The following is a 22,530-nucleotide window of genomic DNA, read 5'->3' on the forward strand; positions in this document are numbered from 1 at the left end:
AGTTCAGTATAGCGACGCTGAAAATCAATTGCTTCATATTTCCGTTTTTTATAAACTGCAAAATCATCAGCAAAATCCATTACTCTTTTAGTAGCTAAATCAAGCTGATTATCTTGAATCAGCTTTTTTATTTCTTGCTGAAAGTCTTCAGCTTGCCGATTTTGTTTTTCTGATTCTGCTGGCATTACTTGCATCCTAAAGTCGGTCTAAATTAAATATTAACACCAACCATTTTTTGCCAGCTTCAACACATAACCAGATACAGTTTCTATCTCTGTTTCTATTAAACAGTCTTTGTAAGCTTACACATTATTTTTTCCATTCTTAACCAAGTAGAGCTTGCTGATTAAATCTAAAAGCATTGACATATATAGACTTTAGCCTTTTTGGGGTCTGTAATACCTTGGTTTTCAGCTCTTGACGCTCAAAAAGGAGCGTATTTTGGCACATAGTTGGCCAGAAAAATCATTCTTACAATTCTTACTCCTACCTCTTCTAAATTCCTATTTCTCCTGTCTTCCCCTCCTGGGAGGGGTTAGGGGTGGGTTGTCTCCTGTCTCCTGTCTCCTACCCCAGCAAAAAGACTTTCCATAAGCAAACCCTAAGTAAGCGATCGCCTCCACAGAATCTAGTTTATTTCTTTCCAAAATCTCTATTTTGAAATTTTTTCCCCATCTAACAATATTACCGAAAAATTGTGGTTTAAAGCCTCTCCTTTTAAGGGGATAATAAATAAAAATTGTCCTTTGAATCAATCCTCTTCTTTTCAAGGAGAGGTAATTCTAAATTCGCGCATTCTAAATTCTAAATTATTGAACTCCATTAGCATGACAACCCACACAATGAATCTGAAAAAGTTCCGCACCTTCTATCATTTCTGCACCTAATGAATTAGGTATTTTCGTAACATGGAAAAACATAAATATTAATAAACAGGACTTACGCAGAAACCAGGTTTACCAACTAAATTTCGTGGTTTAAAAAACAAGAATTAGGGCAATAAACCGGGTTTCTTGTTTGGGTGCGTAAGTCCTGTTACATTTATTGATGCTCAGATACTTTGTAACTCAATAGGAGCAATTCTAAGTATGGGGCAAAAAGTCTCTTCCTTTCTGATTTTAGTATTAATGCTTTTTGTCTTAGCATCATCAGAAATTTTAATACCAATCGACTTTTTGTCTAAGCATTCAGCTATTAGCATTTAGCTCTCAGCAATAAAAATTAATTAAGCAAGTATTAGCTTAACTTCTCCTACATTTTCAAATATTTGAAGCACAAGAGCAACGAAATTGACTTGTTAACTAAAGGTAATAAAGCTGACTGCTGAATGCTTACCTTTTTGTTATTCTAGCTAAACTTAAAAAAACTAATGAAAAGAATTACTATGCCTAATTAAACTCATAAATTCTTGACGAGTTTTGATATCATCAGCAAAAACACCACGCATAGCGCTAGTAGTTGTCCAAGAACCTGGTTTTTGTACTCCACGCATCACCATACACATATGAGTTGCTTCAACAACTACAGCAACACCTGAAGGCTTAAGTAATCCTTGAAGTGCATCAGCTATTTGTGCTGTTAGACGTTCTTGTACCTGTAAACGTCGGGCATACATTTCACAAATTCGAGCAATTTTTGATAGTCCAATTACTTTTCCATTGGGAATATATGCTACATGAGCGCGACCAATAATAGGCAAAATATGATGCTCGCAAGAGCTAAAAAGATCGATATCTCGAACTAAAACCATCTCTGAGGCATCTTCATTAAAAACAGCTCCATTCAACAATTCATCTAGAGATTGATGATAACCTGAAGTTAGAAATTTTAGTGCTTTTACCACCCTTTTAGGAGTATCTAATAATCCTTCTCGGTCTGGATTTTCTCCTAATCCTATTAATAAAGTTCTCACCGCTTGAATCATTTCAGCTTCTGTAACAGGAGGCTGAGATTTTGTGTTCAATTCATCGGTAGAAACAAATTCTGGAGTGATTGGTAAAGTCATAGTTCAAAGGTTTGAAGGTTAATATTTTTGTAAGCATTTCCTGCGGAATGCTGCGCAAACAGCTATTAGCTGTCAGCTATCAGCAGCAATACTCTCTCCTTAAAGACAGTGTTTAAATTAATATAGACTTTAAGGGCAAAGAAGCAAACTTATCTTTTCTAGTAAGACAATTAATAAAGCTTTTATCGCAAACTAAAAGCAATAGCTGATAGCTGACGGCTGAATGCTGAATGCTTACATATTTTTTCGGAGAGTTTGGCAGATATTTTCCAACATTAAAGTCAGATTAATTATGAGGAATATTATCTAGTATTTATCCTAGAATAACTGAGTTTAATTTGTCACTCCAATTTGAAAAAATAATTTGCTCAAATAACTCGAATAATAAGTATGCTCAAAAGACAAGTGCAGGAGATTTCCTTTTGAAAAAGCTGTCAGACCCCGCGACGACATCAGTCGCGCCTGGTAGCGCACCAAGAGAAAAAAAGAATTTATGACCTAAAAACTGGTATTGAAGCCATTCATTCTGACTTGGTCTTCCTGACTCCTTAATTCTAAGAAATACCTAGCTATTTGTAGCAAACATTTATCAAAATTATATCACATAGTTAGGCAGTTTGTTAAATCTTGTTGAATCATTAATGGATTCAAATTTCGTCCAATCAATACTAACTGATTTGTCGGAGTGGTTGACCATTCATCTACTTGCATATCATAGCGTTTACCGCTCAATTGGAATATATGTTTTGATTCACTTTCTTTGAACCAAAGAATCCCTTTTGCTCTAAATATATTCTCTGGTAATTCATCTAGAAAATTATGTTGAAATTTTAGGGCAGAAAAAGGTCTTTCACTTCGGAATGAAATAGATGTAAAGCCATCATTTATTAGATGATCTTTAGGGATGTTTTGTAGTTCACGCTGATTATTATTTTCTTCTAGAAAACAAGGCTGAAGTTTGGATAGATTTACATCTAGGATTAAGTATAATGGTACCTGGCTGTACTCACTTCTCAAAACCCTAGCTCCATTATTTACAGTTTTAATATAAGACTCTAAATAATCTACTCGATCTTGGGAGACTAAATCTGTTTTATTAAGTAAAATAATATCTCCATAAGCAATCTGTTTAAAGGCTGCTTCACTATCAAAATGGTCTGGTGTAAAATTTTCACAATCCACTAAAGTCAGCACAGAATCCAAGTAAGTTAAATCTTTTAATTCTGTACCCAAAAAGGTTAAAATAATCGGCAAAGGGTTTGCTAAACCTGTGGTTTCTATAATTAAATAATCAATTTTTTCATCCCGTTCTAAAACTTGGTAGACTGCATCTACTAATCCTTCGTTCATAGTACAACAAATACAACCATTGCTAAGTTCTACCATGTTGTCATTAATATCTACTAATAACTGACTATCTATATTAATGTCACCAAATTCATTAACTAATATTGCAACTTTTAAGTTGTGCTTATTATGCAAAATTTGATTTATTAAGGTTGTTTTACCACTGCCTAGAAATCCAGTAACAATAGTAACTGGCATTCCTCTTTTAGGAATATCTAATTGTAGTGAATTATTCATTATGGCTAAATTTATTGACGAAGACAGCTACTTTTAAATTTTGTTGATTTTGAAGAATAGGATTGAGAAAGGTTGTTTTATTACTAAGAAGAAAACCAGTCATTTCAGTTATCAGTTAGCCTCCTCCGAAGGAGCTACACTAACAGTACCTCTGGCTGTTTGCGCAGCATTCAGCAGGAAAGCATTGTTAATATGGGTTGCTGACTAGCTGGAAAGTTGCTATTTCTAGTTGACTTAAGAGATTCTTTGAGCTGATTTGCTTCAATATATGGATATTTTACTTGTGAAGTTCTCTCCCGTTAAATAAGAGCGATTATAACGGGAGCTTCTCAAACAAAGAAGTTTCTTGTCTCACAGGCCGATTAACATCTAAGACTCCTGGGAGGGGCGAGGGGTGGGTTGGGAGGGGGATGGGCGAGTGGTGGGTTCCCTACTGCCTACTGCCTCTTTTCTGGAGATGTCTATTCTATAACTGTTTAACCAGATTTGATATCAGCTTTCAACTAAGTTTTTTTGTTAAAATTTGCCCTATCTTTTTAACCATTGGGTCAATTTCAATCGCAAAATATTCTCCAATTTCCTTTTCTGCCAAATTAGTCAAATTAACTGTTTCTGGATAAATATCAAACACTAAAGAAAATTTGCCCATCTCCCTAATTATTAACAGTACTCCATCCAAACAAACCTGGTCTTTAACATCAAGATATTGAACAAAATCATGCTGCCAAACTACCTCAATTTTTATGCCTCCCCCTGATAATTTATCAAGAGAAATTAACTGACAATACCCCGAAGGTACACCATAAAATAAAGACCCAGAAATTTCTTCTCCCAAACGAATAGACCTTTCTAAATTCAGCTTTTTCTGCCTTTCATATTGTGCAGCAACTTTTGTCGAAGCTAGATAAAACTTTAATAGATAAAACTCTCCTAATATCTCTTTACCTAAAATTGTTAATGCCCGCCCATTGACAGAAATATTAGACTTGATTTCCACTTCAGTATATAAACTATCAGAAACATCAAGAATTAATTCACATCCCAAACCTTGTGAGCGAACTTGATAAACTTTTCCCGTTTCTTGAATAATTCCAGTAAACATTAAAGAGTAATTGGTAATAGTTGACACTCATTATCTGATTTATTCGTCGCTTTTATATAATAGACATTTCCGATAATAAAAAATAATATCAATTACTGCACAGAAATTATCAATTCTTTCCCCCTACTCTCTACTCCCTATTTTCAACAGCTCTTTTAAAGCTTCCAGGAGCATTTAGGCTTTTAAACTTTGCCCGATACTTTGGCCAAGTATCTCCAAATTTCTGACCTTCAAAATAAGGCCAGTACTCATACAAATCTAGGGTCTGTCATCAATTAGAACTATAAGCTTTGTGAGTCAGGGTTTTGAGCGTCTAGAGTCTTTCCAGGCCAAAAGTTCCAAACTCTTACTACATAGAACTTTCAGATTTAATTGATGACACGCCCTAGTATTGTCCCAGCATCTCCAGTTAAATGAATAGGAGCAAAATTTTCGACATCTGACTGTACGTCCCAGACTTTCATAAACTTGTCCCACTAATAAAATGCGATTAATCTAAATAATATAACTTTAATTGTTTGAGAATAAATACCTATAAAATCACCTTAGTAGAGCATTGTCTTTGAAGTTTAAAATTACTCTCTTACTCCTTTCAAAGTCTTTAAAATTAAGGTTTTCCAGGTTGACATTAAATTTTTCTAATAAAACAAAATTATGAATAACCGTAACAAGGCTTGCTTTTTTTCGAGAATAGTATTAATCTATAAATTAATGAAGCAATAAACCTCATTTGAAATCATAGATTAGTAATAGATAAGCTGTTCCAAATCAGAGGAATTTAATTTAGAAGAATGACTTGTGAGATTGGGCTACAGTTCAATATAAAAATGAAAGCTATACATAATCTAAAAAAATTAAAATATAAAGCTCACTCTAACTCTACAAAAAAAACACCACAATAAATAGCAAAATTCTACCGATAAAAACTTGAAATACTCGTAACCTTAACTAAAAAAAAGGAAATCAATTATGTCAAGTCTACTGAAAACAGTTAAGCAGATTAATCTATTAGTTTTCGTATTTAAAAAGTCTATTGCTAAGACAATTATTAAAAGTGGTATAAGACTTTATGACAATAGTAAAGCAACTTTAGGTGCAATTGGAGAAATAGTTAATACTTTAGCAGTTGAAGTCAAGACAGAAAAAATCACAGCAGCGCAAATGGTAAAAGTTTCTGTTAAAGACTAATTAATAATTAAAAAGCATATTGTTGGTAAATTCTGTTGGCAACAGGGGATAACATCCCCTGTTTTTTTTGTGTTAATAATTTTAATTGACTACTCCCCTGGCTAAAGCCGAGGGAATTCTAAGTTGATACTATGCAACAGGATAAATCCTTGTTGCTTCGTTTCTCATGATTCTGACCAAAGATCAACTCTTTTCTTTGGGGACAAGTAAAAGTGCCCCTACACAGTCGGCATAGCGTCTAAACCATGCTTTGCTGCTTACTTTTGTCTAAACGTTTGTATATCCAGATAATAGCACAGGAAAACTTTAGTTGTCTAGTCTAAACGACTCGCTTGTTTTCATCCCCCGGTTAAAACACCTATGCTTTTAACGTTGCTTTTCGGTAATCAAAAAAAATGTACTTTTGAATACACTTTTTCTCTGACAAAAACCTTTTAAAGACTCGTACATAACTTGTCTATTTTGTCAATTTTTATGTTAAGAAAGATGTTTATAAAGCATAGGGTTAAAACACGGGGGCCTTAAACGTCGCTTTTCGGTAAATTGCGATAAACTATAAAAGATTAAATTGCCAAAATTGTTATTATTATACTTACTATCTATGCCAAGAAAAACTCAAAAAAAAGCCACTTCTAATTCTCTACCTCAAGAAAATGCCCTATCATTCTCTTCTATTCACGCTAGGATTAATTTTCTCAACGAACAACATAAAAAACTTCTGACCAAAATCAAACGTAAAAAAACTGAGTTGTCTAACCTGACTCAACAAATGCAAACACTTACTCAAGAAATGGTTCAAAAAAGTAGACCATTTTATGAAAAAATAAATAGTCTAGATCAAAAAATTCATGGTCTATTTGAGAAAATTTTAAGTAATAAACGTTTAGGAAAACGTCAAAAACAAGAGGTTCTAGAGATTTATCAAGTCTTACAATTAACAGGTAAAATTTCTCCTCGGCCAGAATATTTTTCTCAGCCATCATCGGCAAATGTTCAAGATGAAGATGAAGATAGAGATGATTATGAACAGACAAAAGAGAAAGATTTTTTTGGAGAAAATCATCATTACGATGAAAATGAAGATATTTCTCAACCACGTCCAAGTAGAGACCTGAGAAAAATATTCTTAAAATTAGCCGATAAATTTCATCCAGATAAAGCTAGCGATAATGAAACTCGTATTTTCTATACTGAGATAATGAAAGAAATTAATATTGCTTATCAAAGTGGCGATCTAGCTCGGTTACTAGAGATTGAAAGAGATAAAAATCAAGAAAATGTTAAGTTTTCCCAAAATGATAGTGAAAAAGAATGCGAACAATTAGAGAAAGAAATTGAACTATTATCTCAACAATATGAACAAGTTAAATTAGAATTACGAGAGGTGAAAAAGACTCCTCAAGGAAATATGGTAAAACAGTATCGCAAGGCAAAGCGACAAGGAGAAAATTTGATGGAAATGTTGATTGCAGAAGCAGAAGTCGATCTACATTCTTTGCAAGCATTGCATGATTTTGTTAAAGATTTTAAAGACCGGAAAATTACACTAAAAGAGTTTGTTAGAGGTCCTAATTATGTAAATATAGATGATATGGAAGATATGATTAATGAAATGTTTGTAGTGGTAAATATATAAATTAATTTAATCACAATACTGATTAAGAAGAAAGAAGGAAAAAAGAAGGATAGGAAAAACTGATAACTGATAACTGATAACTGATAACTGATAACTGATAACTGAAATGACAGAATCTATTTCTTGGCAGGAACGCTATCTCAATTTAATTGACCACATTGTGGAAATTACTCTCAAAGGTCAAATTCGTTCTAAAGAACAAGTATATCAAATGCTGGTAAAAGAAGTTAGCAGTGGTACGGGCGAAATTTTTGAACGTTGTTTTGATGAACGTCTGCAAACTTTCCAAAATCAAGTAGATACAGAAACTGATGAGTTAAAACAAGCAAAAGCTAATCGTCGTTTGCGAGCATTAAAAACTATTCAAGGAGAATGGAAGCGGTGGGAAAAACTAAATCAGACTCAAGAAGCGATCGCTTCTTCTGTACAAGAAATTATTAATGCTGAGTCTAGTGATCGCCTGACTACTTTATTCAATGCTATTGATCCTAACCAAAAACAACCCCTAACTCTCAATCAAATACAAAAACTGGCCCAAAATCTAGACGAACAAAAACTCCAAACTGCTGACTCTGAGTTAGAAAAAGATTTGCAACAGTTTGCGACTGGCATTAATAAAGGTTTGGAAGCTTGGCAACGACTGCAACCTTATTTGGTAAGTTGGATCTATGACCAAAGTAGAGGCCAATTAGGATTTGGTGGTACTCCCGAACAACGAGGACCGTGGGTTTTATGGGCAAAACAGGTAAATAGTTCTTTTCCAGAGGGTTTATTCAATACTATTGCCTTGGAAAAGTCGATTGTAGAATTTGCGAGTAAGGCGAGTATTGAGGCTAGTAATTTAGTTGAATTGGCATTAATTTTACAATGTTTACAAAGGGGATTAGTAGAATGGTTTGATAAGTTAATTTATGATGCTAAGGTAGGGGCAAAATTATCTATTTCTACTTTTTTGACTTTTGCTACTATTTGGTGTCAATTAGCTAATGGTTTTCAAGCTAGACCTCGTTTAACTAATTCTTGTTTTCAGGTAGCATTGCAAATTTTTCGCGCCTTTTCTCAACAAGAATATTTTCCGCTCTATGGTGGGATTTTTGCTTCTTTTTCTGGAGAATATTTACAGAATGCTTTGAGTTATTTAGATGCACCTTTGCAAATAGTTAAAGGTACTCAAGCAAAGGCAAGAATTTTAACTTTATTGGGTTATTCTCAGCAGACTTTGGGGGAAAATTTAAGGGCAATGGAATTTCATAAACAAGCTTTAGAAATTGCCCAAGAAACTGAGGATAAATTCTGTGAAATTGCTAATCTTAATCATTTGAGTCGGACTTGTGTGGCGATGCAAGATTATAGTGAGGCAATTAATTATAGTCAAAGAGCTTTGATGTTTTCTCGACAAATAGGGGATAAAAAAGGGGAAGCTAATGCTTTAGCTAATTTAGGTTTTAGTGAAGTTTTCCAAGCTAGACAACAAGAAATGATGGAAACTGAGATTTATGAAAATGCTATTAATTATCTACAACAGGGTTTAAAATTATCAGAAAATTTGGGTGATGGTCAGAGTAAGTCTCTTTGTTTTAGTAGTCTAGGAATTGCATTTATGGTGTTAGAAAAACCTGAAGATGCGCTGTTATATTTGGTGGGTGGTTGGCAAGCGGCTCAATATTCTGGGGATTTATATTTACAAGGTTTGAATTTGGCTTATCTTGCTCAGGCTTACTATAGTTTACAAAATTTGGAGCAAGCTATTTTTGCAGGTTGTTTGGGTATGTATTTGTTAGAGCAAATTGGTGCTAATGAATGGCGGCAAACTGCTGGGTTGATGGTTGTGTTGAAAGGGCAATTGGGAGAAGATTTTAATGATATTTTAGGTCGAAAACGGTCAGAAATTTTGCCAGTTATTGGAGTGGATGGTTATGATTATATTCCTGAACTTTTGGTGAAATATCAACAGTCTCTTTAGAGGCTGTTTGTCAATAATTAATAATTAATAATTAATAATGAATAATTAATAATTACCTCTTCTGTAATAGAAGGATTGGCTAAAAGGATTTTTTTCTTCTCTTAGTCGATTGGATATGGCGAGGAGACTTTGCCATCCCTCGACCGCTTTTTATTCATAAATGATGATTTTTCCTCCTCCCTCCTCTAAATTTCCCATTCCTCCTGACTCCTGACTCCGGCCCTCACCCATCAGACTTTTTCAGCAAACCCTAAGTAGGAGTAATATAACTCCGTTCCGCTATTTTAGAGAATTTATACCAAATTGATAAATGTTTGCTACAAATAGTTAGGGTATTTATTCTAATTTATAATTTAGAATTGAGAATGCAGAATGGATAAATTTAATACCATTTTTGATCTTGGAAATTACCTTTTTCGTGAAACAGACTTTATCTGAAAGTCTTTTTGTGGTGCTTATTATTCGTAACATTCTTTTTTCAAATTGGTATTAATCCTATTCCAAATCAACAAACTGTGGATAAAAGTTAGAGCGATTGCCCAGACTATATTCTTAACAAAAATCCTCCCTAAAATCCCTACCGTTATTTTTTGTTAGAAAGCTAGCTTTTTTTTTATAGAATAATTATCATTATCATAAAGTATCTATTCGAGATTGTCTGCTGGTGAACAAAACTAACGATCGTTTTGAAGTTGTAATTGTGGGGGCTGGGGCTGCTGGAATTGGCTGTGGAGTAGTCTTAAAAGATTTAGGAATTGAAAACTTTGTCATTTTAGAACGACATCAAATAGGGGCTTCTTTTAGCCGTTGGCCAGAAGAAATGGGATTCATTACGCCGTCGTTTCCCAGTCATGGTTTTGGATTGCTGGATCTCAACGCAGTAGTTTTAAATACTTCTCCTGCCCTCAGTTTCAGAAAGGAACATCTTTCAGGGTAATTAACAGCTTGACATAATCTATGGTTATCTAGTATTATCTATGATAATCTATCTTGAGTTTTATGCTACTAGGATTCAAAACTGAGTTACACCCTAATAATCCTCAAAAAACGTTACTGGCTAAACACGCTGGTGTAGCCCGTCATGCTTATAATTGGGGATTATGGCTAACTAGAAACATACTTAATCACAATTCCAACAATCCTAATAGTAAACTTAAATTTCCGACGGCAATCGACCTGCATAAACTTTTGGTAGCAATGGTTAAACCTAATAACTATTGGTATTATGAAGTATCGAAAACAGCGCCTCAATATGCTTTAAGGTATTTATCAGAAGCTTGGAAGCGTTGCTTTAAAAAAGTTTCGGGTCAACCTAAATTCAAGAAAAAGGGTAAAGATGATAGCTTTACTTTAGATGGTTCAATTACAGTCGGTTTTAACAGTATAAAATTACCAAGAATTGGATGGGTGAAAACCTACGAAATATTACCAGATAATATTACCCCTAAGTCTGTAACTATTAGCCGAAAAGCTGACCGTTGGTTCATCAGTTTCAAGATAGAGAGAGAAACTCAAATTACCGAGAAATCAGTAGATGTAGTTGGTGTAGATTTAGGTATAAAATCTCTAGCCACATTATCTACTGGTGAAGTTTTTGTTGGTGCTAAGTCGAAAAAAAAGTTAGAAGCTAAACTATCACGACTGCAATACCGGGCACAGGCATAAAACTAAGTTCTCTAACAACTGGAAAAAAGCGCAACTCAAAATAGCTCAGTTACACAACAAGATAGCCAACATCAGAAAAGACACATTGCATAAGCTGACTACTTATCTGGCTAAAAACCACAGCCAAATAGTCATAGAAGACTTAAATGTATCAGGAATGATGTCAAATCACAAGCTAGCTAAGGCTGTTGCTGATATGGGTTTTTATGAATTTAGAAGACAACTAGAGTACAAGTGTGAGTTATACGGTTCTGAGCTAATTATTGTTGATAGATGGTTCCCTAGTTCTAAAACCTGCAGTAGGTGTGGAACTGTTAAAGAATCTTTGTTGTTATCAGAGCGTGTTTTCAATTGCGAACACTGCAATTTTAGCTGTGATTGCTCCGCAACGCTAGCGCGAACGAGATTTGTTTGCGAAGCATTCCGTAGGAAATGCAGCATTAAATTTAGCTATGGCGGGCAGTTTGCTCCGCAACGCTAACGCGAACGTCCGTGTCAGCTTGTGGACTGGATAACGCCGACGTTGCCAGCTTGAAGCAAGAATAGAACAGATAATCATAGATTTATATAGATTATCGTAGGTTTCTAAGAACGGAAAGAATATGCCCTATATTTGGAGACTGTAGCAAAGCATTTTCAACTACCTATAAAAACCGAGACAAATGTGAAAACTATTGCAGCTTTACCTCAAGGCAAAGGTTTTATCTTGGAAACTTCTAAAGGCGAGTTGCGCTCACAGTTTGTGATTTGGGCAGCAGGAGAGTTTCAATATCCCAATCTTAATCCTTTTCCAGGGGCAGAATTGTGTATTCATAATTCCCAAATACGTTCTTGGACAGAGCTTGAGGGGAACGAATTTGTAGTTATCGGAGGCTATGAAAGCGGTGTAGATGCAGCGTCAGTTTTGGCAGCATTAGGGAAAAAAGTAAAGTTAATTGATCGCAATAGTAGCTGGTTAAACATAGACTCAGATCCTAGTGTTTCTCTGTCTCCTTATAGTATAAAACGTTTAGAAGTAGCTTATTCTATGGGTCTGATCGAACTAATTGGAGACAAGTACATTGAAGCAGTCAAAGCAGTAAAAAAAGGATATGTGGTGGAGAGCGAGTACGAAGAGTGGTTTAGTTCTACACAGCCAATTCTCTGTACGGGGTTTAATAGCAGTTTAGAACAAATCGCACCTCTATTTGACTGGTCAAATGGCTATGCAGCTCTGACTCAAGAAGATGAGTCTACCCTAACTCCAGGATTATTTGTCGTCGGTCCTTCAGTGCGTCACGGCAATCTAATTTTTTGTTTCATTTATAAATTTCGGCAGCGATTTGCTGTGGTAGGAAATGCGATCGCTCAACGTCTGGGAATCGATACAACGACCTTGGAAGCCTATCGCCGACAAGGTTTGTTCTTAGATGACCTTTCTTGCTGCGATAACGATTGTGTTTGTTGAACTATAAGAGGTTGTTTGTAAAGAATTATGAAGTGCTTTTACCCCTCACAAATTGGGTATTTCAGCCTATAAAATCTGGGATAAATAACCAAGTTGTTACAGTTTAAAGGTCAATCATTGTACATTACAAAACTTTACAAACAGTCTCTAAGATTTATGGCGTTGGAGAATGCGTAATGTTTAAGTGGGAACTGGTACAGTTTTAAATCTCAAGTAATGTACAAGTAAACGAATCGAATACTTCAACATTTTTAGAGATTTAGAGTAACAGAGAGTTTTTCGATATTTACATGGTGAACTACCAGATGCGAAAGGGACGCGGAACTATTATACTAACGGCAAGTGTTAAAACTTTGTGACAAGAAAGGATGACGGCGATCGCTTAGGGTGAGCGATCGCGGCTAAAGTCAATACCTACCACACAGCCGATTCCCAAACTCGGGTTAATATTATGAATCTACCAATGGCCCATAGGGAAGCGGAGAATAGCTCGGATCGCTAGTGGGTTCATACCAGTAGTTCATATGACCTTCAATGAACTCGACACGGGAGATGAAACCATTGCCATCAACATCGATGCTGTCGAAAGCTAGATCGGCACGGTCGGTATCCTCTCCCCCAGAGTATATTGCTAGATATTTTCGGTATTCTTCACGGGATATCTTTCCAGAGCCATCTGTATCGACGAAATCAAAGAACACTTCGTTCTTTCGTCTACCCGCTTCACGCGACGATTGCATCAACGAGACGGCCTTTGCAGCATTGGCTAGGAACTTTTCGTAACCGATCTCGGTTTCAGCATCGACCTCACTCCCTCCAGCAACAAAGTTATCAAACAGGGAGCGAAACACTGCACGAATTTCTTCGTCTTTCGACCGATCATTTTGATTTTGTACCAACCGCTCCGCAATCTCTTCATATTCAGAGCGCGACAAAAAACCATTTTGGTTAGTGTCCATGACCTTGAAGTAGGTCTTCATCTTGGCAACCCAAAAATTAGATGACAACAAATTTTCTGGAGACATTCTTCCTAATTCCACAATTAACTTTTGGCAAATTTAGCATTTTCAACCTTTGGTGTCAAGTTAAGGAAAGAGAAGTCAATGGAAAGCGGAATTGAGTGGTAGTGGGTGATTTCACAGCTTATCTGGATAGAGTTCTTGGGTTTCACCATCGTGGTACTCAGCCATTGCTGAAGCAGCAACCTTGGCGAGAACGTCCGGAGAACGGGAGAATGAATCGTCCCAACGCCTTTCATCTTCAATTTCCTCTAATACCAATTTCATAAAATATTGCTACAGTCACGGCAGAGGGAATAGGGAATAGGGAAGGAAAAACATAAATATTAAACAGTTTGGCGCAACTTTAGGGGTGTTTAGTGCTGCCAAGTTACCTTACTTGATAATTCCTTACCTGCTGTATCTAACCGCAACTACCTTGATATATACCTACATGATTTCTTCCCCTATAGCTAAATCGAATCAGAATCCCCTAGTAATCGAAGGAAGAGCATTTTTAGAATTCCCGCGTTGGTTAGTAATTTGGCGCGAAGCTAAGTCAACTCTTAATCAATTTTTGTTTAATGCGATTCCCATATTTTTAGTTATTACTGTTATTGCTTCTGTATTAAATTGGTTAGGAGCGATCGCAGCTTTAGCCAATATTATTAATCCTTTGATGGGATGGTTTAATTTACCACCTGAAGCCTCATTGCCTATTATTTTAGCTTCTATTCGCAAAGATGGACTGCTATTATTTGCGGAACCGGAAACCTTGGCTATGTTAACTCCATTGCAGGTTTTGACTGGGGTGTATCTAGCAGGAGTATTGCTACCTTGTTTGGTTACTCTGTTAACTATTACGCGAGAACAGTCTCTTCGATTTGCCTTATTGCTGTTAATTAGACAGGCGATCGCGGCGATCTTTTTTTCTTTATTACTTGCTTGGGGTGGATTATTAATTAGCTAAAGGTACAAAAAAACATTTGGCCTAAAAGTCGTTTATGGTGATGGCCCTAACCCGACACAATTGTAAATAAACCAATTAATTTTAATTAGGGCTTGCTGAAGAAAATTAACTTTCTGTGTCTAGGGGATATGGCATCCGCAACCAAGCGCGATCGCTCTTTAATTTCCCACCGCAAGAAACCCGGTTTCTTACATTTACCTTCACAGTGAATTCTGGTGGATGTCAATTGCTTTCTGAATCGAGTCAATGCGGGGCTGTAATTTTTCCCGCTGTTCTTTTTCGGGACGAGTGATGGGAACAAGTGCAATTCCTTGTTGGAGTAATTTTTGGGCAATTTGATAATTTCCTGATTCTATTTCCAAGTTGGCCAAGTCAACACAAGCTGGAAGATTGACCTTCTGATTCAGGGAATTTTTCAAACATTTCCAGGCGGTTGTTCGATCCTTCATTGCATCTCGGTAAAAGCAGCCAAACTCATACCAAAAATGACCCGTTTTCTGTTGGTCAAATTGAATGGATTTTTCAAAATGCTGGATGGCTTGGGGATAAAATTGGTCGCCTTTGGCTTGATAGCCGAGTGCCATGTAACAGTGAGCTAATTGATGTTTGGGATTGTCATGGAGAATTGGCTCTAAATAGTCAATCGCTTGGTAAACATCGGGGGGTTGGCGTAGCAGTAAGAGGTAGGCATAACTTAAAGAAGCAAAATTTATGGTTTTTTCTAGGTTTTGATGATCGCCTTTTTTTCTGTTAAGCCAAGATTCGGCAGTCTTTAACACTCGTCGATAAATTGCTTCCGCTTTATCGAACTCCCCATAATCTCGGAAAAAGTTGGCTGCATAGATGAAATGTCGCCATAAATTTATCTTGTTGATGAATCGATACTCACTGATGACTTCAGCTAACCGATAGCAGGTTTTATAGTCTAAATAGTCTCGGAAGTAGGCAAACACGCTAGAGATAATACTTCGGTTTTCTGGATATTGTTCTAAGGCAAGCTGAATGGCAGGCTCAATGAATGGTACTAAATTTGGGTGAACCTGTGCCTGGTAATACAGCACGGGTAGAAAAGCATCCCATAGAAATTGTTCTATTCTAGGTTGTTGGCCGATCCACTGCCACTGCTGGGCGATAATCGGCTCAACATTGATAATATCTTTACCGGCTTTGCCAACTAAAACTAAGTATTGAGTACGAACATCTCCTGTTTCTGGATGATGTTGCAGTTGGGTAACAGTTTGGACAGGCGAGTTCTTTTTTATTCTACGACGCGATCGCTTTTTTCGATAACCCATAGAATGCGATTGATGTTGTTGCAGCCAAGTAGCAGTTTGGGAGATCGCCTCTCGTTTCTGCTCTGATGTTCCATACTGCCCTATTAGTGCTAGATATTGGGTGCGAACATTAGAATCCGATTGATGCTGTTGCAGCCAAGTGACAGTTTGGGCGTTCGCCTCTCGTTTCTGCTGTGGTGTTCCATACTGCCCTATCAGTGCTAAATATTGGGTGCGAACAGAGTTATCCTCTGAATGATGTTGTAGCCAAGTGGCAGTTTGATTGATCGCCTCTCGTTTCTGCTGTGGTGTTCCATACTGCCCTATTAGTGCTAGATATTGAGTGCGAACAACGTTATCCTCTGAATGATGTTGTAGCCAAGTGGCAGTTTGAGTGATCGCCTCTCGTTTCTGCTGTGGTGTTCCATACTGCCCTATCAGTGCTAAATATTGGGTGCGAACAGAGTTATCCTCTGAATGATGTTGTAGCCAAGTGGCAGTTTGATTGATCGCCTCTCGTTTCTGCTGTGGTGTTCCATGCTGACCTATCAGTGCTAAATATTGGGTGCGAACAGAGGTATCCTCTGAATGATGTTGCAGCCAAGTGGCAGTTTGGACGATGGCCCCTCGTTTCTGCTCAGATGTTCCATACTGCCCTATCAGTGCTAAGTATTGTTTCCGAACAACGTTATCTTCTGAATGATGTTGCAGCCAAGTAGCAGTTTGAGCGATGGCCCCTCGTTTCTGCTCAGATGTTCCATACTGCCCTATCAGTGCTAGGTATCGACTGCGAACATGATGATCCTCTAGATGATGTTGTAACCAAGTGGCAGTTTGGGCGATCGCCTCTCGTTTCTGTTCAGATGTTCCTAGTCTTCCTACTAAAGATAACCAATACACCCTCTCATGGGCAGTTTGTGGCTCAGTGGAGAGCATCGCATCCAAACAGCGATCGCGCTCCTGAAATAAACCCAGGGCTTCATATATTTTTCCCCAAATACTCCATCCAGTAATCCTGTTTTCTTCCTGTTGTAGGGTTTGAATTTTTTCTGGATAGTCATGCAACACTTGACGAACCAGAGCATCTGCACCATTAACAACTAACAATCTCAACCCATGATTAGTCCAACGTTTGTGGGTTTCGTTAGTGGGATCTAAAGTCTGAATTGCCCTGTGTAAATAGTCTGCGAATAAACGAGAGGAATAAGGTAAGTTTTCCCCTGGACGGCGGGAGTAGTTAACCGCGATCGCAGTTTGAGCAATTAATTGGTGAATCGTTCTGAGTCCCTGGATTTTTTGCCAGGATATACTGTTAACCAACCCTTTCAACTCTGCCTGAGTCGCAATATCCACCACATCGCGCACTGCTTTAGAAGAATAGTCCGGCAAACATAAAGGCAATATTTCTGGCGGTGTCGCCATTCCTCCGTACTGGTGAAAGCTGCAAATCACGCCGAAGACTTGATAAACCGGATAATCTGTTTCACTGGGCAACCGTTTAATCACATCGGCAACAATCAGGTCAAACTCTTTCCCTTCCGATAGCTGCAACATCAGCACCAACATCGAAGGAGAAGCCATCAGGCGCTCTCGTTCTGCGGGGGGAAGTCGCTCTAACCTTCCCTTTGCTTCCGAGTCTTGCTGACAAACCCGTTGCCAAATCCGCTCTTTTTCTGATGGATACAATTCTAAATCCAGGGATTGAATTGGATATCCCCAACGTCGTAGTCTCTCTTGTTGGTCTTCGTTCAATCGGGTTGTACCAATCAGAGTTAGGGGAAACTGAAGTTCGTTGTGTTCCAGTTCCTCCAAAATGGTCTCATCCCGAAACAAATCATCGGCTATTAAATAGAAATGCCGATAGTGGATTTGCTCGGTAAACTCCCCCAGTGACTCTAACCAGTACAACTCATCTCGGCGCGGTTTTTTCTGTAGGACAATGCTTTCCTGACTGGATAACTGATAGGCTAACCACCGCATCAGCGCCGTTTTACCGGCTCCCGGTTGTCCCCGAATCAACAACAGAGAAATGCCATCGTATTCTGCTAAATCCTCCGCTTGGGTTAACAGATCGTTCTGGCGATCGCGGTCTATATAATTTCCCTTGGTAATCAACGACCAAGTAGCCGAAGGCAACCGCAGGATCGGTGAGTCTCCCCTTCCCCGCATCCGAAAAAACTTCTCATCCAGCAATTCAAACTCAGACGGGACAAACTTCCGCACCTGCACCCAAGGATCTTGACTGACTTTCGATTTCTTTTCAGCCTTTTTGCGCTTGCACTCCTCCTCAAAGGCTTTCAAGTTCTTCTGTTTGTCCGAATGCCAAAGGGTAATTCTCAATCGCCACTCTTTGGAACCTTGCTGAGTATGCTTTTTGAGGATTTCCAGAAAGTCTTCTAAATAGGCGATCGCCGTTTCCACTTCGCTTTCTGATAATTTCCCTGGATGGCGATCGGCCTTGGTCAGTTCTGCAAATAACTCCTTAGTTCCCACCACAAACAGACCTAACCCATCTTTTTCCAGAGTCACTTTCAGCTTGTTACAGACCGTTTCATCCAGTTCTAACTCGTATTTGGCATAGTCTAATAGGGCCTCCAAAAAGCGTTTCGCTCGTTGTTTGGCGGTGGGGCCATAACCTTGTCTTGGCATTCGTCAAACCAAAAAAGTCTGTAAAGTTTTGTAAAAAAGGTCAGGGATACCGGAAGTTGAACCAGTACCGGATCTGCTTTTCCCTTCATTCTATAAGCAGTTGCCCGAATTCAGCAGTCAGCTTGCATCCGGGAATTCCCGGATTAGTTAAATCGAATTGTCAAAGAAATTTGAGGATTCGATTATGTTATTCAATATCAATTATAAACCGCTTCTGCTGTGGATTAATCGGCTAAGAGAGTGCCGGAGACTGATGGTAACTATCAAATATCTGTTGCCGTTTCTGCTGGGTGTGCTGCATCCTTACCTGAGTTTGCTCGTGGGGTTCTCGATTTTTCTGTGGGATCTCAAAAATAGTCAGTAGCATTTGGGATAGCTTACGCTTAACCGGAGGTTATCGTGTATGGTTAAGTTTGGTTCAATAATTGATAACTGGACTTTTAGATTTTTTACACTGAAAATGGTTTCAAACCCAGTATTAGCAAGGGAAATACCTGAACTTGCTTAAAATGGCTGAAACCTAGATATATCAAGAAAACGTTGATTTCAGGTAAAAACATTACTGTATAAAGGTTTGACCTTATTTTTAACGTTTTTTTTCCTAAAGTCCAGTTAATCATTTGTGACTATGAAGGTAGAATCAAGCGAGAAGAAATAAATAGACTTCTCCAAGCCTGATCTTACCGAATTATTAATTATTAAATAATTCTGGTTTAAAGCCTCCCCTTGATCGGGGAAAAAAAAGAAATAATATCTCCTTATATTCAATTCTGTAACGGTTTTAACCAGAGGTAATTATCAATTATCCATTAATGAACTTATCCATCTCAAATGATTTTTTCAAGAATTAAAATGCGGCGGTTCCAGCTTCGGCTACCGCATGGTCTTGCTCTCCCGACCCCCCACTAACTCCAATTGCCCCCACTACTTGTCCCTCACTGTAAAGGGGTATTCCCCCAGCAAAAATCATGATTTGGCCATTGTTAGAGGCATGAATCCCAAAATCCCTTCAATTCCATCTTCCTTAAGAGTAGTTTGATTGTAAGGAAACAGTGCAAGGTTGTTTTGACGGCAGTAAGCCCAAATAATTGCTCTAATATAATCACCAATTAATTCATGGTTACGTCCTGGGGACACGATAGTAATAACTCCATTGCGAAATGAGACTCGTTTACTGGGCAAATCTAAACTAATATATTCAGCCCAAGTTGTATTAGTAATTGTGCTAATTCGATCGCTTTTTTGTGTTCCAATAGTTAACATTTTTACTTAGGGGATATGGTTATTTCGTTACTAATCTAGAATATCAGACTTAAAAATCTAAATATTAGCCTATAGAGGGATCTTATCATCTAAACTCTCTTTCAAGGGGTTTGAGTAGCAACTGATACTGTTGATGAACTTAACAAAAGAGATAGATTCGCAAATATTATTCGCGAATATGTCCAGTTAATTATTTGATTTTTGTTTTGGTTGCTCGTCAAAACCAACGTCCAATAAATTTTGTGACAAAGTATCAATAGTACGTTGAATTTCATCAATTTGAGAACGCCTGACCACCTGCATTACTGCGGTAATATGAGCTTGACTACCAGGTTTTCCTAAATGCTTATATTTACTAAAACTCTTAGCCTCGTTAGTTTTTGGAAAAATTGGCTCTTGTGCTTGAAGTTTGTAGTACCAATAAATGTTTTGCTGCTGTCGTACTTGATAGCGAGAAACTACTGTCCCTGGGGGAGCAACTTCACCTTGAGCAATAATTTGTTTTTTTTGGCTCTCAAGAGTAGCGATCGCGGATGTGATACGATCAATTCGTTCAATTTGGTCTGATGATGCTTGTTTTTGATTCATACAGGAGAAACATTAAGAAAAGGAGAAGATGATTCGCGATTTATATTCGCGAAGTATAAACTAAGTTTAACAAATATTGAAAGATTACGGAAGTAGTATAAAGATTATGGCTCTACATCCTCAATCAATGAAACCTGTTCCACTTCTCTGTGATTGGCTGAAAGTTAACCGTACTACCTATTGTAAATACTTGAAAATTACACCTATATGTTAGAATTAACTACTATCAAACAAACAGCCCTCGATTATCTCTTGTCCAATCTGGAAGTATTTCCAGAACATCGTCACTTGTTTGAGGTTGTAGGTGCAACCTGTTTTGATAATAATGAGTGGATGATTAACATTAGTATTGTCGGTTTAGTAGGTAAATATTGGAATGTTTTTGTCGATGGCAACACGGGAAAAATTTTACCAGACTGCGAGTTTAATACAGATTGCCAAGACTTGAATGAACCCCATCAATATTCCCATCTGCCCGACTATTTAAATCAACTGCTCAATCGCCTGACGGCCAAAGTTTCTAAGTAAATTAAATGGCGTTGCTGATTAGTAATTATCTATGCTTATGTAGGAAGAGTTTGAAATTTTAGATAGTGCAGCAGAAGACGAAGTTCTTTCATCCGTGGTGAATAGGGTTGACTCTTAGGGGATTCAACGAATTGACGACCATATATTCGACATTGGAAAAACTGTTGGCCACGTCTTCTGCCATTTTTCCTGGTGTGGGTGCTTTGTATGTAATAATGATTATCATTCATTACAAAATTTAGCTAACATGAATCCCCTATTTACCGCCCGCACTTCCGTAGAACAAGTAGAAGAAGGTTTGTTACTTGCACCCAAATTTGATGCTAATGGTTTGATTCCAGTAGTTACCACAGATGTCAACACGGGTGAAGTGCTGATGCACGCCTATATGAACGAAGAGGCGTTAGTTAAAACCATTGAAACGGGAGAGGCTCATTATTATAGTCGCAGTCGTCAGCAGCTATGGCATAAAGGTCAATCTAGTGGACTGGTGCAAAAAGTACAGCAGTTAGCTATTGATGACGACCAAGATTGTCTGTGGATGCAGGTTAAAGTAGCTGGTTCAGGTGCTAGTTGTCACGTGGGTTATCGTTCTTGTTTTTATCGCTGTATTCCTACGGGAAAAAGTGCAAGTGAATCCCAGGAACCAATTCAGTTAATATTTACCGAAACGGAGAAAACCTTTGACCCGAAAACAGTGTATGGTGATGCTCCCAACCCAACAAAATTGTAAATTTACTTCAACCCCAGCAGGGTACCTTCGACCACCAGACCATAGGCTCTGGCGTAATAGCTCATGGCATCGTGGGTGGTAATCAGACGGCGCTTATTCTCTGGAATGGTGGCAATTTGTTTGGGAATCCAGGCGTCTAAGCGCTCCAACTTACTGGTGAGGGCATCAGCATTACTGGCGTAGGTGTCGGCATTGTCGGGGTCAATTTTAATCAGGGTTTGCTCGATTTGCTCTACCATGCGGATGCCGTTTTCAACGTCATGCCAAATGTGGGGGTCGGGTTCTGCCTCCACTTCAATAATGTTCTGGACGGCTTCTTCGTGTACCGCCACTTTGGGGGCTGGGGTAAATAACAGCTTGACATAATCTATAACTATCTGGTATTACCTACTATAATCTTATCTTGAATTTTATGCTACTAGGATTCAAAACTGAGTTGCACCCAAATAATCAGCAAAAAACGCTACTGGCTAAACACGCGCTTTGTAGCCCGTCATGCTTATAATTGGGGCTTGTGGTTAACTAAAAACATCCTTAATCATAATGCTAGCAACCCTAATAATCAACTTAAATTTCCCACATCTATCGACCTGCATAAACTTTTGGTAGCAATGGTTAAACCGAATAACTATTGGTACTACGAGGTTTCTAAAACAGCGCCGAGCTATGCTTTGAGGTATTTGTCCCTTGCTTGGAAACGCTGCTTTAGCAAAGTTTCTGGCAAACCTAAATTCAAGAAAAAAGGTAAAGATGATAACTTTACTTTAGATGCTTCAATATCAGTAGATTTTAATCACATAAAACTGCCTCGAATTGGATGGATTAAAACTTATGGTGCGATTCGTTTGGTCTAAGTAAACCCCCTTGGTTTACGTTCAGCCAACCCTATCAAAGGGTAACTCTGATAATCATGGAGGTTAAATTCCTTCCCACGCGG

24 protein-coding genes and 3 pseudogenes are annotated in these 22,530 nt (G+C 37.8%); 13 read left to right on the forward strand and 14 right to left on the reverse strand.

Annotation, left to right across the window (positions count from 1 at the left end; translation table 11 throughout):
- The 6 genes from F6K54_RS04735 to F6K54_RS04760 all read right to left on the reverse strand — a co-directional run.
- Positions 1 to 185 (reverse strand): hypothetical protein (locus tag F6K54_RS04735; RefSeq protein ID WP_293075152.1); only part of this gene is annotated, 185 nt, incomplete at its 3' end.
- A 318-nt stretch (positions 186 to 503) separates the two neighbouring features.
- Positions 504 to 647, reverse strand: coding sequence for a hypothetical protein (locus F6K54_RS04740; RefSeq protein ID WP_293075154.1), 144 nt, complete (start codon positions 645 to 647; stop codon positions 504 to 506).
- Positions 648 to 1,366: 719 nt separating this feature from the next.
- Positions 1,367 to 2,005, reverse strand: coding sequence for a GTP cyclohydrolase I FolE (folE, locus tag F6K54_RS04745; protein ID WP_293075155.1), 639 nt, complete (start codon positions 2,003 to 2,005; stop codon positions 1,367 to 1,369).
- Between the two features lie 600 nt (positions 2,006 to 2,605).
- On the reverse strand, positions 2,606 to 3,589 hold the full coding sequence (locus F6K54_RS04750) for a GTP-binding protein (protein WP_293075157.1): 984 nt from the start codon (positions 3,587 to 3,589) through the stop codon (positions 2,606 to 2,608).
- The gene (locus F6K54_RS04755) at positions 3,582 to 3,692 is read right to left on the reverse strand and encodes a GTP-binding protein (protein WP_366558055.1); all 111 of its coding nucleotides are present in this window, start codon (positions 3,690 to 3,692) and stop codon (positions 3,582 to 3,584) included. Before F6K54_RS04755 ends, F6K54_RS04750 begins: the two co-directional genes overlap by 8 nt.
- A gap of 396 nt (positions 3,693 to 4,088) precedes the next feature.
- On the reverse strand, positions 4,089 to 4,718 hold the full coding sequence (locus F6K54_RS04760) for a hypothetical protein (protein ID WP_293075159.1): 630 nt from the start codon (positions 4,716 to 4,718) through the stop codon (positions 4,089 to 4,091).
- Positions 4,719 to 5,660: 942 nt separating this feature from the next.
- Here F6K54_RS04760 and F6K54_RS04765 point away from each other — a divergent pair.
- The 7 genes and pseudogenes from F6K54_RS04765 to F6K54_RS04795 form a co-directional block, all read left to right on the forward strand.
- Complete coding sequence (locus F6K54_RS04765) at positions 5,661 to 5,879, forward strand: DUF5132 domain-containing protein (protein ID WP_293075161.1); 219 nt, start codon at positions 5,661 to 5,663, stop codon at positions 5,877 to 5,879.
- 601 nt (positions 5,880 to 6,480) lie between these two features.
- Positions 6,481 to 7,515 (forward strand): J domain-containing protein, encoded by a 1,035-nt coding sequence (locus tag F6K54_RS04770; protein ID WP_293075163.1) that lies wholly within the window; start codon positions 6,481 to 6,483, stop codon positions 7,513 to 7,515.
- 106 nt (positions 7,516 to 7,621) lie between these two features.
- Complete coding sequence (locus F6K54_RS04775; RefSeq protein ID WP_293075165.1) at positions 7,622 to 9,478, forward strand: tetratricopeptide repeat protein; 1,857 nt, start codon at positions 7,622 to 7,624, stop codon at positions 9,476 to 9,478.
- Between the two features lie 664 nt (positions 9,479 to 10,142).
- On the forward strand, positions 10,143 to 10,415 hold the full coding sequence (locus tag F6K54_RS04780; RefSeq protein WP_293075167.1) for an NAD(P)-binding domain-containing protein: 273 nt from the start codon (positions 10,143 to 10,145) through the stop codon (positions 10,413 to 10,415).
- Positions 10,416 to 10,477: 62 nt separating this feature from the next.
- Positions 10,478 to 11,143: a transposase gene (locus F6K54_RS04785; RefSeq protein WP_293075169.1), complete on the forward strand. Its 666-nt coding sequence runs from the start codon at positions 10,478 to 10,480 to the stop codon at positions 11,141 to 11,143.
- Positions 11,144 to 11,174: 31 nt separating this feature from the next.
- Positions 11,175 to 11,624 (forward strand): annotated as a pseudogene (locus F6K54_RS04790) (RNA-guided endonuclease InsQ/TnpB family protein); the annotation flags it as partial.
- Between the two features lie 123 nt (positions 11,625 to 11,747).
- Positions 11,748 to 12,590: pseudogene (locus F6K54_RS04795) on the forward strand (NAD(P)/FAD-dependent oxidoreductase); the annotation flags it as partial.
- Between the two features lie 180 nt (positions 12,591 to 12,770).
- Here the strand turns inward: F6K54_RS04795 and F6K54_RS04800 are convergent.
- Positions 12,771 to 12,875: pseudogene (locus F6K54_RS04800) on the reverse strand (IS1 family transposase); the annotation flags it as partial.
- Positions 12,876 to 13,039: 164 nt separating this feature from the next.
- Positions 13,040 to 13,615: an EF-hand domain-containing protein gene (locus tag F6K54_RS04805; RefSeq protein WP_293075171.1), complete on the reverse strand. Its 576-nt coding sequence runs from the start codon at positions 13,613 to 13,615 to the stop codon at positions 13,040 to 13,042.
- Positions 13,616 to 13,716: 101 nt separating this feature from the next.
- Here F6K54_RS04805 and F6K54_RS04810 point away from each other — a divergent pair, with 101 nt between their 5' ends.
- Positions 13,717 to 13,878 carry a hypothetical protein gene (locus F6K54_RS04810; protein ID WP_293075173.1) on the forward strand — a complete coding sequence of 54 codons (162 nt, stop codon included), beginning with the start codon at positions 13,717 to 13,719 and terminating at the stop codon, positions 13,876 to 13,878.
- A 149-nt stretch (positions 13,879 to 14,027) separates the two neighbouring features.
- Positions 14,028 to 14,558 (forward strand): hypothetical protein, encoded by a 531-nt coding sequence (locus tag F6K54_RS04815; protein WP_293075175.1) that lies wholly within the window; start codon positions 14,028 to 14,030, stop codon positions 14,556 to 14,558.
- 200 nt (positions 14,559 to 14,758) lie between these two features.
- Here the strand turns inward: F6K54_RS04815 and F6K54_RS04820 are convergent, their stop codons facing one another.
- The 4 genes from F6K54_RS04820 to F6K54_RS04835 all read right to left on the reverse strand — a co-directional run bounded on the left by F6K54_RS04820 (position 14,759) and on the right by F6K54_RS04835 (position 20,332).
- Positions 14,759 to 18,481 carry a hypothetical protein gene (locus tag F6K54_RS04820; RefSeq protein WP_293075177.1) on the reverse strand — a complete coding sequence of 1,241 codons (3,723 nt, stop codon included), beginning with the start codon at positions 18,479 to 18,481 and terminating at the stop codon, positions 14,759 to 14,761.
- 847 nt (positions 18,482 to 19,328) lie between these two features.
- Positions 19,329 to 19,451, reverse strand: a complete 123-nt coding sequence (locus F6K54_RS04825; protein WP_293075179.1) for a heme-binding protein — start codon at positions 19,449 to 19,451, stop codon at positions 19,329 to 19,331.
- The gene (locus F6K54_RS04830) at positions 19,448 to 19,744 is read right to left on the reverse strand and encodes a hypothetical protein (RefSeq protein WP_293075181.1); all 297 of its coding nucleotides are present in this window, start codon (positions 19,742 to 19,744) and stop codon (positions 19,448 to 19,450) included. The genes F6K54_RS04825 and F6K54_RS04830 overlap by 4 nt, the downstream gene beginning before the upstream one ends.
- 186 nt (positions 19,745 to 19,930) lie before the next feature.
- On the reverse strand, positions 19,931 to 20,332 hold the full coding sequence (locus tag F6K54_RS04835; RefSeq protein ID WP_293075183.1) for a transposase: 402 nt from the start codon (positions 20,330 to 20,332) through the stop codon (positions 19,931 to 19,933).
- A gap of 207 nt (positions 20,333 to 20,539) precedes the next feature.
- Here F6K54_RS04835 and F6K54_RS04840 point away from each other — a divergent pair, with 207 nt between their 5' ends.
- On the forward strand, positions 20,540 to 20,860 hold the full coding sequence (locus F6K54_RS04840) for a hypothetical protein (RefSeq protein ID WP_293075185.1): 321 nt from the start codon (positions 20,540 to 20,542) through the stop codon (positions 20,858 to 20,860).
- 35 nt (positions 20,861 to 20,895) lie between these two features.
- Here F6K54_RS04840 and F6K54_RS04845 read toward each other — a convergent pair whose 3' ends face one another.
- Positions 20,896 to 21,090, reverse strand: a complete 195-nt coding sequence (locus F6K54_RS04845) for a hypothetical protein (RefSeq protein ID WP_293075187.1) — start codon at positions 21,088 to 21,090, stop codon at positions 20,896 to 20,898.
- Between the two features lie 17 nt (positions 21,091 to 21,107).
- On the opposite strand from F6K54_RS04845, the gene hisI reads away from it, so the two are divergent.
- Positions 21,108 to 21,593, forward strand: coding sequence for a phosphoribosyl-AMP cyclohydrolase (gene hisI, locus F6K54_RS04850; RefSeq protein WP_293075189.1), 486 nt, complete (start codon positions 21,108 to 21,110; stop codon positions 21,591 to 21,593).
- Positions 21,594 to 21,595: 2 nt separating this feature from the next.
- Here hisI and F6K54_RS04855 read toward each other — a convergent pair whose 3' ends face one another.
- Positions 21,596 to 21,925 carry a metal ABC transporter substrate-binding protein gene (locus tag F6K54_RS04855; protein WP_293075191.1) on the reverse strand — a complete coding sequence of 110 codons (330 nt, stop codon included), beginning with the start codon at positions 21,923 to 21,925 and terminating at the stop codon, positions 21,596 to 21,598.
- Between the two features lie 80 nt (positions 21,926 to 22,005).
- Here F6K54_RS04855 and F6K54_RS04860 point away from each other — a divergent pair, with 80 nt between their 5' ends.
- The gene (locus F6K54_RS04860; protein ID WP_293073223.1) at positions 22,006 to 22,098 is read left to right on the forward strand and encodes a helix-turn-helix domain-containing protein; all 93 of its coding nucleotides are present in this window, start codon (positions 22,006 to 22,008) and stop codon (positions 22,096 to 22,098) included.
- A gap of 7 nt (positions 22,099 to 22,105) precedes the next feature.
- A complete protein-coding gene (locus F6K54_RS04865; RefSeq protein ID WP_293075193.1) occupies positions 22,106 to 22,447 on the forward strand; it encodes a hypothetical protein in 342 nt (113 codons plus the stop codon).
- The last annotated feature ends 83 nt before the right edge of the window (positions 22,448 to 22,530 follow it).

It is taken from the genome of Okeania sp. SIO3B5 (assembly GCF_010692555.1).
GTDB lineage: Bacteria > Cyanobacteriota > Cyanobacteriia > Cyanobacteriales > Microcoleaceae > Okeania.

What these genes read in the sequence shown, in the direction of transcription:
- folE (WP_293075155.1), bottom strand. Translation starts at nt 2,005, where the DNA reads ATGACTTTACCAATCACTCCAGAATTTGTTTCTACCGATGAATTGAAC.
- F6K54_RS04750 (WP_293075157.1), bottom strand. Translation starts at nt 3,589, where the DNA reads ATGAATAATTCACTACAATTAGATATTCCTAAAAGAGGAATGCCAGTT.
- F6K54_RS04755 (WP_366558055.1), bottom strand. Translation starts at nt 3,692, where the DNA reads ATGACTGGTTTTCTTCTTAGTAATAAAACAACCTTTCTCAATCCTATT.
- F6K54_RS04765 (WP_293075161.1), top strand. Translation starts at nt 5,661, where the DNA reads ATGTCAAGTCTACTGAAAACAGTTAAGCAGATTAATCTATTAGTTTTC.
- F6K54_RS04770 (WP_293075163.1), top strand. Translation starts at nt 6,481, where the DNA reads ATGCCAAGAAAAACTCAAAAAAAAGCCACTTCTAATTCTCTACCTCAA.
- F6K54_RS04775 (WP_293075165.1), top strand. Translation starts at nt 7,622, where the DNA reads ATGACAGAATCTATTTCTTGGCAGGAACGCTATCTCAATTTAATTGAC.
- F6K54_RS04785 (WP_293075169.1), top strand. Translation starts at nt 10,478, where the DNA reads ATGCTACTAGGATTCAAAACTGAGTTACACCCTAATAATCCTCAAAAA.
- F6K54_RS04805 (WP_293075171.1), bottom strand. Translation starts at nt 13,615, where the DNA reads ATGTCTCCAGAAAATTTGTTGTCATCTAATTTTTGGGTTGCCAAGATG.
- F6K54_RS04820 (WP_293075177.1), bottom strand. Translation starts at nt 18,481, where the DNA reads ATGCCAAGACAAGGTTATGGCCCCACCGCCAAACAACGAGCGAAACGC.
- F6K54_RS04825 (WP_293075179.1), bottom strand. Translation starts at nt 19,451, where the DNA reads ATGATTTTTGCTGGGGGAATACCCCTTTACAGTGAGGGACAAGTAGTG.
- F6K54_RS04830 (WP_293075181.1), bottom strand. Translation starts at nt 19,744, where the DNA reads ATGTTAACTATTGGAACACAAAAAAGCGATCGAATTAGCACAATTACT.
- F6K54_RS04835 (WP_293075183.1), bottom strand. Translation starts at nt 20,332, where the DNA reads ATGAATCAAAAACAAGCATCATCAGACCAAATTGAACGAATTGATCGT.
- F6K54_RS04840 (WP_293075185.1), top strand. Translation starts at nt 20,540, where the DNA reads ATGTTAGAATTAACTACTATCAAACAAACAGCCCTCGATTATCTCTTG.
- F6K54_RS04845 (WP_293075187.1), bottom strand. Translation starts at nt 21,090, where the DNA reads ATGAATGATAATCATTATTACATACAAAGCACCCACACCAGGAAAAAT.
- hisI (WP_293075189.1), top strand. Translation starts at nt 21,108, where the DNA reads ATGAATCCCCTATTTACCGCCCGCACTTCCGTAGAACAAGTAGAAGAA.
- F6K54_RS04860 (WP_293073223.1), top strand. Translation starts at nt 22,006, where the DNA reads ATGCTACTAGGATTCAAAACTGAGTTGCACCCAAATAATCAGCAAAAA.